Below are 13,294 nucleotides of genomic sequence, written 5' to 3'. Positions count from 1 at the left end.
GGGTCCGCGCATGACCAGGACATTTGACATGCCCACTGCCTTTTACCGCTTGATCCTCGCCATCACGCTGTTATTGCCGATGGCCGCCCACGCCGGCGACGCCGAAGACTTCGTCGCGGCCAATCCTGTGCAGCAAGCCAAGCTGCTGGAAACCTGGGCCGCGCAGCCCGATCCGGCCCGTATCGAACTGATCAACGCCTTGCAACAAGGTGGGTTGACCATCGATGGCCAAGCCAAAACCCTGCGCCTGAACAATCGCCTGCGGGGTCTGATCGACACCGCGTTGGCCAGCCACCAATTGCTCGCCGCCGACGCCAAAATCCGTCTGGCCGCTGCGCAGCAATTGCAAAAAAGCGCCAAACCGGCGCAGCTGAAATTCCTCGACCAGCAACTGGCGGGCGAACAAGACGAAACCGTTCATGCCGCCCTGAGCCTGGCGTTGGCCAATCTGCAACTGGTCGACAGTGACCCGACCGTGCGCCTCGCCGCCGTGCGTTTGCTTGGCGAAACCGGCGACCCGCTGGCCCGCACCCGCCTCGAAGGCTTGCTCGAACCCGGCGTTGAAGCCGACGCCAGTGTGCGCACCGCCGCCGAAACCAGCCTGGCCCAGGTCAAACGCAAACTGCTGATCGGCGAAATGCTCGGCCAGGCTTTCAGCGGTATGTCCCTGGGTTCGATTCTGCTGCTGGCCGCCCTCGGGCTGGCGATCACCTTCGGCCTGCTGGGGGTGATCAACATGGCCCACGGCGAGATGTTGATGCTCGGCGCGTACTCGACGTACGTGGTGCAGTTGATGTTCCAGCGTTTCGCCCCGCAAGCCATCGAGTTCTATCCACTGATTGCGCTGCCGGTGGCGTTTTTCGTCACCGCCGCCATCGGCATGGCGCTGGAGCGCACGGTGATTCGTCATCTCTACGGCCGCCCGCTGGAAACCCTGCTCGCCACGTGGGGCATCAGCCTGATGCTGATCCAGTTGGTGCGTCTGGTGTTCGGTGCGCAGAACGTTGAAGTGGCCAACCCGGCGTGGTTGTCGGGCGGAATTCAGGTGCTGCCCAATCTGGTGCTGCCGTACAACCGCATCGTGATCATCGCGTTTGCCTTGTTTGTGGTGGTGCTGACCTGGCTGCTGCTGAACAAGACGCGCCTTGGCTTGAACGTGCGCGCCGTCACCCAGAACCGCAACATGGCCGCCTGCTGCGGCGTACCCACCGGGCGCGTCGATATGCTCGCCTTCGGCCTGGGCTCGGGCATCGCCGGGCTCGGTGGCGTGGCGCTCAGCCAGATCGGCAACGTCGGCCCGGACCTGGGCCAGAGCTACATCATTGATTCGTTCCTGGTGGTGGTGCTCGGCGGTGTCGGTCAACTGGCCGGCAGCGTGTTCGCCGCCTTCGGCCTGGGCATCGCCAACAAGATCCTCGAACCGCAGATCGGTGCGGTGCTGGGCAAGATCCTGATCCTCGCGCTGATCATTCTGTTCATCCAGAAACGTCCGCAAGGCCTCTTCGCACTGAAAGGACGGGTGATCGACTGATGAATCAGCCTCTGATGCTCACAGCCAGCCAAAAGGCCGGCCCCAAAGTCACGATTGCCGTTGGTGCGGTGATCCTTGTTTTACTGTTGGCGCTGCCACTGCTGTCGCTGTTATCGCCCGACAGCACGTTTCACGTCTCGGCCTACACGCTGACATTGATGGGCAAAATCCTGTGCTACGCCATCGTTGCCCTGGCCCTCGATCTGGTCTGGGGTTACGCCGGTTTGCTGTCCTTGGGTCACGGTCTGTTCTTCGCCCTCGGCGGTTATGCGATGGGCATGTACCTGATGCGCCAGGCCTCGGGCGACGGCTTGCCGGCGTTCATGACCTTTCTGTCGTGGACCGAGTTGCCGTGGTACTGGACCGGCACCAGCAGCTTCCTCTGGGCCCTGTGCCTGGTGGTATTGGCGCCGGGTCTGCTGGCGCTGGTGTTCGGTTTCTTCGCCTTCCGCTCGCGGATCAAGGGCGTGTATTTCTCGATCATGACCCAGGCCCTGACCTTCGCCGGGATGCTGCTGTTTTTCCGTAATGAAACCGGATTTGGCGGCAACAACGGCTTCACCAATTTCCGCACCATTCTCGGTTTCGGCATCACGGAACCGGGGACTCGCGCGGTGCTGTTTTTCGCCACGGTACTGCTGCTGGTGGCGAGTCTGTTCATCGGTTGGCGGCTGGCGCAAAGCAAGTTCGGCCGGGTGCTGACCGCGTTGCGCGATGCCGAGAACCGCCTGATGTTCTGCGGCTACGACCCGCGCGGCTTCAAGCTGTTTGTCTGGGTGTTGAGTGCGGTGTTGTGCGGCCTGGCCGGCGCCTTGTATGTGCCGCAAGTCGGGATCATCAACCCGAGCGAAATGTCGCCGACCAACTCGATCGAAGCGGCTGTCTGGGTTGCCTTGGGTGGGCGCGGCACGCTGATCGGTCCGCTGCTGGGTGCTGGCGTGGTCAACGGCATGAAGAGCTGGTTCACCGTGGCGTTTCCGGAATACTGGCTGTTCTTCCTCGGCGCGCTGTTCATCATCGTGACGCTGTATCTGCCCAAAGGCGTGATCGGTCTGCTGAAGAAAAGGGGTGAATCATGAGAGTTACAGCAACGGCAGAGTTCATGCTCGAACCGGCCTTTTTTCCACCGCAGCCCAACAAGGACGCCGGCAGCAGCCGCGACGCCATCGGCCTCGGCCAACGCGTCGGCCCGGGCCTGAATACGCGCCACGGCACCATCCTGACCCTGGAAGACATCAGCGTCAGTTTCGATGGCTTCAAGGCCCTGAACGATTTGAACCTGTACATCGGCGTCGGCGAATTGCGCTGCATCATCGGCCCCAACGGCGCGGGCAAGACCACGCTGATGGACGTGATCACCGGCAAGACCCGCCCCAGCCACGGCAAGGCCTGGTTCGGTGAAACCCTGGACCTGACGCAGATGAGCGAAGTGCAGATCGCCCAGGCCGGTATCGGTCGCAAGTTCCAGAAGCCGACCGTGTTCGAAGCGCTGAGCGTGTTCGAAAACCTGGAGCTGGCGCAAAAAACCGACAAGTCGGTGTGGGCCAGCTTGCGGGCTCGCCTGAGCGGCGAACAAAGGGATCGCATCAGCGAGGTGCTGGAGACGATTCGCCTGACTGCCTCGGTCAATCGCCCGGCGGGTTTGTTGTCCCACGGGCAGAAGCAGTTTCTGGAAATCGGCATGCTGCTGATGCAAGACCCGCAACTGCTGCTGCTCGACGAGCCAGTGGCGGGCATGACCGACGCCGAAACCGAATTCACCGCCGAACTGTTCAAGCGCCTGGCCGGCCAGCATTCGCTGATGGTGGTGGAACACGACATGGGCTTCGTCGGCTCGATCGCCGACCACGTCACCGTGTTGCACCAGGGCAGCGTGCTGGCCGAAGGGTCGCTTGCACAGGTGCAGGACAATGAGCGGGTGATCGAGGTCTACCTCGGCCGATGATGATCGTTCCCACGCTCTGCGTGGGAACGCCGCCCGGGACGCTCCGCGTCCCGCTGACAATGCAGGGCTCAAGTCCTGTGCACGAGTGACGCGGAGCGTCACGGGATGCATTTCCACGCAGAGCGTGGGAACGATCACAGGGGGGAATTTTGAAGATGCTGCAAGTCGACAAGCTGCACCAGTACTACGGCGGTAGCCACATCCTGCGGGGCCTGACGTTTGAGGTGAAGGTTGGCGAAGTCACCTGCCTGCTCGGGCGCAATGGCGTGGGCAAGACCACCCTGCTCAAATGCCTGATGGGTTTGCTGCCGGCCAAGGAAGGGGCGGTGAACTGGGAAGGCCAACCGATCACCACGTTCAAGCCACACCAACGGGTGCATGCCGGCATCGCCTACGTGCCCCAGGGCCGGGAAATTTTCGGCCGGCTGACCGTGGAAGAAAACCTGCTGATGGGCCTGTCGCGCTTTCCCGGCTCCGAAGCCAAGGAAGTCCCGGCATTCATCTACGAGTTGTTCCCGGTGCTGCTGCAAATGAGGCAACGGCGCGGCGGTGATTTGTCCGGGGGCCAGCAACAGCAACTGGCGATCGGTAGAGCACTGGCCAGCCGGCCACGGTTGCTGATTCTCGACGAACCCACCGAAGGCATCCAGCCGTCGGTGATCAAGGAAATCGGCGCGGTGATCAAAAAGCTCGCAGCACGCGGCGACATGGCGATTTTGCTGGTGGAGCAGTTCTACGATTTCGCCGCCGAGCTGGCCGATCAGTACCTGGTGATGTCCCGGGGCGAGATCGTGCAGCAAGGTCGCGGCGAAAATATGGAAGCCGAAGGTGTGCGTGGACTGGTTACGATCTAACCTGCAGCCTCCTGACGATAATTAGACAATATGAATTCAGCTCTCCCCACTGCGCTGTTTACCCCGAGCTGGCATGCCGAGCTGGACCTGGGCTACGCCCGTTTCGGCGACAGCACACGCCCGGTGCAGCGCCGCCACAAAGGTCCGCTGAGGGTGCAAAAGCACCTGTACGCCGAAGGCCCCGAGGTGTGTCAGCACATCATCGTCCACCCGCCGGGCGGGATTGCCGGCGGTGATCGGCTGGACATCTCGGCCCGCGTCGGCGCAAACGCCTGGGCGCAAATCACCAGTCCCGGTGCCGCCAAGTGGTATCGCGCGGCCGGGCCGGCTTATCAGAAACTCGACTTGCGCGTTGGCGCCGGTGCTACGTTGGAGTGGCTGCCGCAAGAGACGATTATCTTCAGCGCTGCTCAGGCGGAACTCAGCACAAGCATTGATCTGGAAGGCGATGCGCGGCTGTTCTACTGGGACGTGGTGGCGCTGGGTCGCCCGGCCAGTGGCGAGCGTTTCGACCTCGGGCACTTTCAGGCGCACCTGGATATCCGCCGCGACGGGCAGTTGCTCTGGCACGAACGCCAGCGCATTGTCGGGGATGACGGCTTGCTGGATTCGCCGATCGGGCTGGACGGGCAACCGGTGTTTGCGACGTTGCTGGTGACCGGGGAGATTGATAGCCAATTGCTGGAGAGGTGCCGATCGCTGCCCAACGAGGTGCGCGGGGATCTGACCCAGTTGCCGGGGCTGTTGGTCGCTCGGTGCCTGGCCAGTGAGGCGCTGTTGGCGCGTGGTTGGCTGATCGATGTGTGGCGTTTGCTCAGGCCTGCATTGCTTGGTCGCGAAGCCGTACCACCACGAATATGGAGCACCTGAACACCGAACCCCGTAGGAGCTGGCTTGCCAGCGAAGCTTTCGTCGTCAGTAAGTACGCCTTCGCTGGCAAGCCAGCTCCTTCAGGGTTATGCATTCACAGATCCGAATACCTTTTTATCTGCCCGGATGGATTTCTACGATGGACCTGACCCCACGCGAAAAAGACAAGCTGCTGATCTTCACCGCCGGCCTCGTGGCCGAGCGGCGTTTGGCTCGCGGCGTGAAGCTCAATTACCCGGAGGCCATGGCCTATATTTCCGCGGCGCTGCTCGAAGGCGCCCGTGACGGCCAGACCGTGGCCGAGCTGATGCACTACGGCACCACCCTGCTCAGCCGTGAACAAGTGATGGAAGGCATCCCGGAAATGATCCCGGAGATCCAGGTAGAAGCGACGTTCCCCGACGGCACCAAACTGGTCACCGTTCACCAACCGATCGCCTGAGGCCGCGCCATGACTTACCACATCCGCGATGCGTTGCACGCCGATCTGCCGGCGATCCGCGACATCTACAACGACGCCGTACTCAACACCACGGCGATCTGGAACGATAAGACCGTAGACCTGGACAACCGCCAGTCCTGGTTCAGCGCCCGGCAGGCTCAAGGCTACCCGGTGTTGGTGATCGTCGACGGCGACGACAGCGTACTCGGCTACGCTTCATTCGGTGACTGGCGGCCGTTCGACGGGTACCGCCACACGGTCGAGCACTCGGTGTATGTGCGCAACGACCAGCGCGGCAACGGCCTCGGCCCGCAACTGATGGACGCGCTGATCGAACGCGCCAAAGGCTGCAACAAGCACGTGATGATCGCCGCCATCGAAAGCGGTAACGGCGCCTCGATCCGGCTGCACGATCGGGCCGGTTTCGTCGTCACCGGCCAAATGCCGCAGGTGGGTACCAAGTTCGGCCGCTGGCTGGACCTGACCTTCATGCAACTGATCCTCGACCCGGGCGCACTGCCACCCGGTCCCCACAAGGAGTGATACCCATGAACGCCGCCCAACTGCGCCGTGTCAACGTTGAAAGCTTTGCGCACTATCGTCAGGGTTTGATTGATCTGCTGCTCGACGCCGTCGGCTATGGCGCCAGCGTCGGCTTCATGGCGGATCTGGACGCCACCCAGGCCCGAGCCTATTTCGATGAGGTCCAGGAGAACCTGAACAAAGGCAACGTGCTGCTGTGGGTGGTGGTCAAGGACGAACAGGTACAGGCCAGCGTGCAACTGACGTTGTGCCAGAAAGCCAATGGGTTGAACCGCGCCGAAGTGCAGAAACTGCTGGTGCGTGAGCACGCCCGTCGTCGCGGCCTGGGCCAACAGATGATGCATGCCCTTGAGCTCGCCGCCCGCCAGCACAAACGCGGCATGCTCTACCTCGACACCGAGGCCGGCTCCCCCGCTGAAGACTTCTACAAGGCGATGGGTTACACCCGCGCCGGCGAAATCCCCGACTACGCCTGCGACCCGCACGGGCGCTACAAACCGACTGCCCTTTACTACAAGATTCTCCAAGGAGCCCAGTGATGATTCCCGGTGAATACCAGATCCAGCCCGGCGACATCGAACTCAACGTCGGCCGCCGCACCCTCAGCCTGAAGGTGGCCAACAGCGGCGACCGGCCAATCCAGGTCGGCTCGCATTATCACTTCTTCGAAACCAACGACGCCCTGACCTTCGACCGCGCCGCCAGCCGCGGCATGCGCCTGAACATCCCCGCCGGCACCGCCGTGCGTTTCGAACCGGGGCAGAGCCGCGAGGTCGAGCTGGTGGACCTGGCCGGGCATCGCCGGGTGTTCGGGTTTGCCGGCAGGATCATGGGCGACCTCGACTGACTGATCGTTGACTGATCATTCCCATGGTCCCCGTGGGAATGCATCCCGTGACGCTCCGCGTCACATAACGGCGGACGCAGAGCGTCCATGGCGGCATTCCCACGCAGAGCGTGGGAACGATCAAATACGCGATTTACGGGGAAACACGATCCCCCTGTAGGAGCTGTCGAGCGGAGCGAGGCTGCGATAGCGAGCGACGCGAGCGGTCTCAAACCCAATTGAATCCCAAGGCAAGCGCATGAAAATCTCAAGACAAGCCTACGCCGACATGTTCGGCCCCACCGTCGGTGACAAGGTCCGTCTGGCCGATACCGAACTGTGGATCGAAGTGGAACAGGACTTCACCACCTACGGCGAAGAAGTGAAATTCGGCGGCGGCAAAGTCATTCGCGACGGCCAGGGCCAAAGCCAACTGCTGGCCGCCGAGGTGGTCGACACCCTGATCACCAACGCGCTGATCATCGACCACTGGGGCATCGTCAAAGCTGACGTCGGCCTCAAGGACGGACGCATCGCCGCCATCGGCAAGGCCGGCAACCCGGACATCCAGCCGAACGTAACCATTGCCATCGGCGCCAGCACCGAAGTGATCGCCGGTGAAGGCATGATCCTCACCGCTGGCGGCATTGACACCCATATCCACTTCATCTGCCCGCAGCAGATCGAAGAAGCGCTGATGAGCGGCGTCACCACCATGATCGGCGGCGGCACGGGGCCGGCCACCGGCACCAACGCCACCACCTGCACTTCAGGGCCGTGGCACCTGGCGCGCATGCTCCAGGCCGCCGATGCCTTCCCGATGAACATCGGCTTCACCGGCAAGGGCAACGCCAGCCTGCCGGAACCGTTGATCGAGCAGGTCAAGGCCGGCGCCATCGGCCTCAAGCTGCACGAAGACTGGGGCACCACCCCGGCGAGCATCGACAACTGCCTGAGCGTGGCCGACCAGTACGATGTGCAGGTGGCGATTCACACCGACACCCTCAACGAGTCCGGTTTCGTCGAAACCACCCTCGCCGCCTTCAAGGGCCGCACCATCCACACCTACCACACCGAAGGTGCCGGTGGCGGTCACGCGCCGGACATCATCAAGGCCTGCGGTTTCGCCAACGTGCTGCCCAGTTCCACCAACCCGACCCGGCCGTTCACCCGCAACACCATCGATGAACACCTCGACATGCTGATGGTCTGCCACCACCTGGACCCGAGCATTGCCGAAGACGTGGCCTTCGCCGAAAGCCGCATCCGCCGTGAGACGATTGCCGCCGAAGACATCCTCCATGACCTGGGCGCTTTCTCAATGATCAGCTCCGACAGCCAGGCCATGGGCCGGGTCGGCGAAGTCATTACGCGCACCTGGCAGACTGCCGACAAAATGAAAAAACAGCGCGGCCCGCTGGCCGGTGACGGCGAAGGCAACGACAACTTCCGCGCCAAACGCTACATCGCCAAGTACACCATCAACCCGGCGATCACCCACGGCATCAGCCACGAAGTGGGTTCGGTCGAAGTGGGTAAGTGGGCGGATCTGGTGCTCTGGCGCCCGGCGTTCTTTGGGGTCAAACCGACGCTGATCCTCAAGGGCGGTGCCATTGCGGCCAGCCTGATGGGCGATGCCAACGCGTCGATTCCAACGCCGCAACCGGTGCACTACCGCCCGATGTTCGCCAGTTACGGTGGCTCGCTGCACGCCACCAGCCTGACCTTCATCAGCCAGGCAGCGCAGGAGGCCGGTTTGCCCGACGCCTTGGGCCTGAAGAAGAAAATCGCCGTGGTCAAAGGCTGCCGCGATGTGCAGAAAACCGATTTGATCCACAACGATTACCTGCCGGACATCGACGTCGATCCGCAAACGTATCAGGTCAAGGCTGATGGCGTTTTGCTGTGGTGTGAACCAGCGGATGTGTTGCCGATGGCGCAGCGCTACTTCCTGTTCTAGATTTTTCCGATAACCGGAGCGGGCAAGCCCGCTTCCACAGGGTCCGCGCCTTACTGGCCTTTGGGTAAGCCCCTCGCCACAAATGCATACAGCCCCGCGCATCTGCCCGAGTATTTGCTATCGTCCATAAGGGGCTAAGATGCGCCCCCAGCCCATTGCGCTCAAGGTAATCGCCCATGCGCCTCAGTGACTTCATCGTTCAGAACGTAAGCCGTATCGTCGATGAATGGGAGCAATTCGCCAAAACCATTACCCCCGCCGCCGAGTACATGGACAGCGGGGCCCTGCGTGATCACGCAAAAGCAATCCTGCTGGCCGCCGCCCGGGACATGACCAAGCCCCAGTCCGACAGCGAACAACAGGCCAAAGCCAAGGGCGAAGGCCCGGAAAAGACCCCGAGCCTGGACCAGGCCGGTGCCAGCCATGGCGAGCTGCGGCATACCGTGGGTTTTGACCTGGTGCAGATGACCAGCGAATTTCGCCATTTGCGCGCCTGTGTGATTCGTTTGTGGGTCGATAATCTGGAATCTCCCGACATCGCCTATTTTCAGGACATGATCCGTTTCAACGAAGCCATCGACGAAGCCTTGGCCGAATCCACCGCAGCCTATGCCGAGCAGGTCAATCATTCGCGGGATATCTTCCTGGCGATCCTCGGTCACGACCTGCGCGCCCCGTTGCAAGCGGTGAGCATGTCTACCGAAATGCTGATGCGCAAAACCACCCTTGAGGGCGATGCATTGACCTGTGCGCTCCATATCAAGCGTGGCACCCGCCACATGGCAGTGATGGTCAGCGACTTGCTGGAACTGGTCCGCAGTCGTCTGGGCAAGCGCTTGCCGATCGAACCGGCGCCCATGGACCTGGCCGATACGGCGCGTGAGGCGATTGCCCAAGCCTGCGCCGCTCATCCTCAATGCGATCCGACACTGAGCGTTGAAGGCGATACCCAGGGCGTATGGGATGGCCGAAGGCTCGCTCAAATGCTGCAGAACCTGATCGGCAATGCATTGCAACACGGTTCGAACCACAGCGCGGTCAAACTGACCCTCAGGGGCGAAACCGACAACGTTCGCCTCACCGTGCACAACGACGGTGCGCCGATTCCACCCGAGGCGCTCGGCACCATCTTCGATCCGCTGGTACGCAGTGCCGACGAAGAACTCGGCGGGCCGACCACCAGCCTCGGTCTGGGGCTGTTTATCGTCAAGGAAGTGGTTGATGCCCATGAAGGGACGATCGAGGTCAGTTCCAGCGCCGAGCAGGGCACGCTGTTTACCGTGGTGTTGCCACGCAAGATCTTAAGTCGACACTCTGTGTAGGAGCAGCCTTTGGCAGCGCCTACAGGATCACCAGCCGCCCCAACCGCTGCTTGAGCATGCGGTTCTCGGCCCGCAGTTGCCGGACTTCTTCAAGCAGGTCCAGCGCCAGCGCGACGCCTTCCCATTCCAGCTCCAGGTCGCGCCGCAGCTTGGCGGCGCGCTTGGCCAATGTCAGTTCATAGTCGGTGAAACGCCAATCCTTGGGCTCTGTCCCCTGTGGTTCGAGGATGCCGTGTTCGACGATCTCGATCACATGCACGTCCGACAACTCGGTCGCCTCACAGAATTCTGCCAGGTCCAATAGAACGATCACGGGCTCGCTCATGATTGGCTTCTCCTTATCTCTCAATCAAAAATTCTCTCGCGGGTCGAAAGCGGCTTTTTTCGCCAGTTCCTCCCACAACGCCTTGACGTCATGGTCGAGTTTTTTCGGCATCACCACCTTAAGCTGCACGAACAGATAGCCACGGTGACCGGCCTTGTGCAGCAGGCCGTGGCCCTTGGCGCGCATGCGCTGGCCATTCTGGCTGCCGGCCGGCACCTTGAGGTTGATCTTGCCGGTCAGGGTCGGCACCGCGACTTCGGTCCCCAGCGCCAGCTCCCACGGTGCCAGCGGCAAGGTGATGATCAGGTTCTCGCCTTCGACGTCGAATTTGGGGTGCGGCGCAAAACGAATGGTCAGGTACAAGTCGCCATTGGCCCCGCCACCGATGCCCGGTGCGCCCTGGCCCTTGAGGCGGATGCGCTCGCCGTCGGCCACGCCGGCGGGGATCTTCACGTTCAGGCTTTTGCTGGTGTTGCTGACATGCTGGCCGGCCGCGTTGTAATGCGGCACCTGAAAGCTGACCTTTTTTGATTCGGTCGACAGGGTTTCTTCCAGAAAAACAGGCAATTCCATTTCCACGTCTTGTCCCCGACGTCCGGCGCTGCGACGCGACTGTCCACCTCCAAAACCAGGCCCACGGTTGCCGAAGATCGAACTGAAGAAGTCCGAGAAATCGCCCGTGTCCTGACCACCGCCACCGAAACCACCACGACTCTGCCAACCCGGCGGGCCCTGGAACGGCTGGCCGTGGTGACCGTATTTGCGCAAGTTGTCGTATTCGGCGCGTTTGTCGGCGCTTTTCAGCGCTTCATAGGCTTCCGACGCGTCCTTGAATTTGGCCTCGGCGTCCTTTTCCTTGCTGACATCGGGGTGGTACTTGCGCGCCAGCTTTCGATAGGCGGCCTTGATCGCCTTGTCGTCCGCGGTCGGCTCCACACCGAGAATCTTGTAATAGTCTTTGAAGTCCATCGAGGGAATCACCATCCATTATCGAAATCGCGCCACTGGGTACAGCATGCTCTGGTTTACAGCGTCTTGATTGATCAATCTCAACTTTGTGACCGGGCAGCGCATCAGTAGTTTATCGGCAGCCGGGCGCAGTTCTTGCTGTCGCCCAAGGATTGCCAAACCTATGCAGGGAAGTTTGGGGGTGATGGCGCATCTTTCAAGCGCAGATCAATGTGATTTAACAGATAGTCGGCCTTCGAATCTGCGCCGCACTGACATACACTGCGCGGCCGTTTTTTAACCGGAACTTGAAAGACATGAAAAACGCATCTCCAGCCCGTGCCTGTGGTATCGACTTCGGCACGTCCAACTCCACCGTCGGCTGGCTGCGCCCCGGCATGGAAACGCTGATCGCGCTGGAGGACGACAAGATAACCCTGCCCTCGGTGGTCTTCTTCAATATGGAAGAACGCCGCCCGGTATATGGCCGGCTGGCGCTGCACGAGTACCTGGAAGGTTACGAAGGCCGGCTGATGCGCTCGCTCAAGAGCCTGCTGGGCTCCAAGCTGATCAAGCACGACACCAGCGTCCTGGGCACGGCGATGCCGTTCAAGGACCTGCTCGGGCTGTTCATCGGCCAGTTGAAAAAGCGCGCCGAAGCCGCCGCCGGTCGGGAGTTCGAGGAAGTGGTGCTGGGCCGTCCGGTGTTTTTCGTCGATGACGACGAGGTGGCCGACCAGGAAGCCGAGAACACCCTGGTGGACGTGGCCCGCGCCATCGGTTTCAAGGAAGTCTCGTTCCAGTACGAGCCGATTGCCGCGGCGTTCGACTACGAGTCGACCATCGAAAAGGAAGAGCTGGTACTGATCGTCGACATCGGCGGTGGTACGTCGGACTTCTCGCTGGTGCGCCTGTCCCCTGAGCGTCGCGGTCACGACAACCGTCACGACGACATCCTCGCCACCGGCGGCGTGCACATCGGCGGGACCGATTTCGACAAGCAGTTGAGCCTGCAAGGCCTGATGCCGCTGTTCGGCTATGGCAGCCGGATGAAAAGCGGTGCCTACATGCCCACCAGTCACCACATGAACCTGGCGACCTGGCACACCATCAACTCGGTGTACTCGCAAAAGTCGACCCTGGCTCTGGGCAGCATGCGTTACGACATCGAAGACACCGGCGGCATCGATCGCCTGTTCAAGCTGATCGACCAGCGCGCCGGGCACTGGCTGGCGATGGAAGTGGAAGAAACCAAGATCCAGCTGACCCACGCCGACAGCCGCCAGGTGCCGCTGGATCGCATCGAGTCCGGTTTGAGTGTGGAACTGACTCGTGCGCTGTTCGAATCAGCCATCGACAACTTGCTGGAGCGGGTGCGCACCAGCGTGACCCAGTTGCTCAGCGACGCCAACGTGCGGGTCGATCAAGTGGACACGGTGTTCTTCACCGGCGGTTCGAGCGGGATCCCAGCACTGCGCAACAGCGTCTCGGCGATGTTGCCGAATGCGCAGCATGTGGAAGGGAACATCTTCGGCAGCATCGGCAGTGGGTTGGCGATCGAGGCGGCCAAGCGTTACGGCCCGATGGATTGACCTGAAACCCTGTGGCGAGGGGGCTTGCCCCCGTTGGACTGCGCAGCAGTCCCTTCTTTTGGAGATAAGGGGGGCCGCTTCGCGACCCAACGGGGGCAAGCCCCCTCGCCACAGTAGATAATGATCGTTCCCACGC

General features: G+C 61.8%; 14 protein-coding genes. 12 read left to right on the top strand and 2 right to left on the bottom strand.

All coding sequences use genetic code 11. The features are described 5' to 3' along the window. The first annotated feature begins 28 nt into the window (after nucleotides 1-28). From urtB to HCU66_RS06010, 11 genes are all read left to right on the top strand, one after another. Nucleotides 29-1,531, top strand: a complete 1,503-nt coding sequence (urtB, locus tag HCU66_RS06060; protein WP_205887618.1) for an urea ABC transporter permease subunit UrtB — start codon at nucleotides 29-31, stop codon at nucleotides 1,529-1,531. After that, nucleotides 1,531-2,610, top strand: a complete 1,080-nt coding sequence (urtC, locus tag HCU66_RS06055) for an urea ABC transporter permease subunit UrtC (RefSeq protein ID WP_205887617.1) — start codon at nucleotides 1,531-1,533, stop codon at nucleotides 2,608-2,610. The genes urtB and urtC overlap by 1 nt, the downstream gene beginning before the upstream one ends. Continuing rightward, entirely contained in the window at nucleotides 2,607-3,476 is an 870-nt protein-coding gene (gene urtD, locus HCU66_RS06050) for an urea ABC transporter ATP-binding protein UrtD (RefSeq protein WP_205887616.1), read from the top strand. The genes urtC and urtD overlap by 4 nt, the downstream gene beginning before the upstream one ends. A 155-nt stretch (nucleotides 3,477-3,631) precedes the next feature. Next, entirely contained in the window at nucleotides 3,632-4,330 is a 699-nt protein-coding gene (urtE, locus tag HCU66_RS06045) for an urea ABC transporter ATP-binding subunit UrtE (protein ID WP_205887615.1), read from the top strand. Nucleotides 4,331-4,360: 30 nt separating this feature from the next. Next, on the top strand, nucleotides 4,361-5,200 hold the full coding sequence (locus tag HCU66_RS06040) for an urease accessory protein UreD (RefSeq protein WP_205887614.1): 840 nt from the start codon (nucleotides 4,361-4,363) through the stop codon (nucleotides 5,198-5,200). Nucleotides 5,201-5,339: 139 nt separating this feature from the next. After that, nucleotides 5,340-5,642 carry an urease subunit gamma gene (gene ureA, locus HCU66_RS06035; protein WP_007937143.1) on the top strand — a complete coding sequence of 101 codons (303 nt, stop codon included), beginning with the start codon at nucleotides 5,340-5,342 and terminating at the stop codon, nucleotides 5,640-5,642. A gap of 9 nt (nucleotides 5,643-5,651) precedes the next feature. After that, a complete protein-coding gene (locus HCU66_RS06030; RefSeq protein ID WP_205887613.1) occupies nucleotides 5,652-6,185 on the top strand; it encodes a GNAT family N-acetyltransferase in 534 nt (177 codons plus the stop codon). Between the two features lie 5 nt (nucleotides 6,186-6,190). After that, nucleotides 6,191-6,724, top strand: a complete 534-nt coding sequence (locus HCU66_RS06025; protein ID WP_205887612.1) for a GNAT family N-acetyltransferase — start codon at nucleotides 6,191-6,193, stop codon at nucleotides 6,722-6,724. Continuing rightward, nucleotides 6,724-7,032: an urease subunit beta gene (locus HCU66_RS06020; RefSeq protein WP_008011171.1), complete on the top strand. Its 309-nt coding sequence runs from the start codon at nucleotides 6,724-6,726 to the stop codon at nucleotides 7,030-7,032. The genes HCU66_RS06025 and HCU66_RS06020 overlap by 1 nt, the downstream gene beginning before the upstream one ends. 238 nt (nucleotides 7,033-7,270) lie before the next feature. Beyond that, nucleotides 7,271-8,971, top strand: coding sequence for an urease subunit alpha (gene ureC / locus HCU66_RS06015; RefSeq protein ID WP_205887611.1), 1,701 nt, complete (start codon nucleotides 7,271-7,273; stop codon nucleotides 8,969-8,971). Between the two features lie 176 nt (nucleotides 8,972-9,147). Beyond that, the gene (locus tag HCU66_RS06010; protein ID WP_205887610.1) at nucleotides 9,148-10,293 is read left to right on the top strand and encodes a sensor histidine kinase; all 1,146 of its coding nucleotides are present in this window, start codon (nucleotides 9,148-9,150) and stop codon (nucleotides 10,291-10,293) included. Between the two features lie 19 nt (nucleotides 10,294-10,312). Here the strand turns inward: HCU66_RS06010 and HCU66_RS06005 are convergent, their stop codons facing one another. Both HCU66_RS06005 and HCU66_RS06000 read right to left on the bottom strand, forming a co-directional pair. After that, nucleotides 10,313-10,618 (bottom strand): chaperone modulator CbpM, encoded by a 306-nt coding sequence (locus tag HCU66_RS06005; protein ID WP_205887609.1) that lies wholly within the window; start codon nucleotides 10,616-10,618, stop codon nucleotides 10,313-10,315. A 24-nt stretch (nucleotides 10,619-10,642) separates the two neighbouring features. Then, nucleotides 10,643-11,587, bottom strand: coding sequence for a DnaJ C-terminal domain-containing protein (locus tag HCU66_RS06000; RefSeq protein WP_205887608.1), 945 nt, complete (start codon nucleotides 11,585-11,587; stop codon nucleotides 10,643-10,645). Between the two features lie 296 nt (nucleotides 11,588-11,883). On the opposite strand from HCU66_RS06000, the gene HCU66_RS05995 reads away from it, so the two are divergent. Further along, nucleotides 11,884-13,158 (top strand): Hsp70 family protein, encoded by a 1,275-nt coding sequence (locus HCU66_RS05995; RefSeq protein WP_205887607.1) that lies wholly within the window; start codon nucleotides 11,884-11,886, stop codon nucleotides 13,156-13,158. The last annotated feature ends 136 nt before the right edge of the window (nucleotides 13,159-13,294 follow it).

It is taken from the genome of Pseudomonas frederiksbergensis (genome assembly GCF_017114915.1).
Classification (GTDB): Bacteria; Pseudomonadota; Gammaproteobacteria; order Pseudomonadales; family Pseudomonadaceae; genus Aquipseudomonas; species Aquipseudomonas frederiksbergensis_I.
The sequence above is the reverse complement of the archived record's forward strand: the minus strand, read 5'-3'. Positions and strand labels throughout refer to the sequence as shown.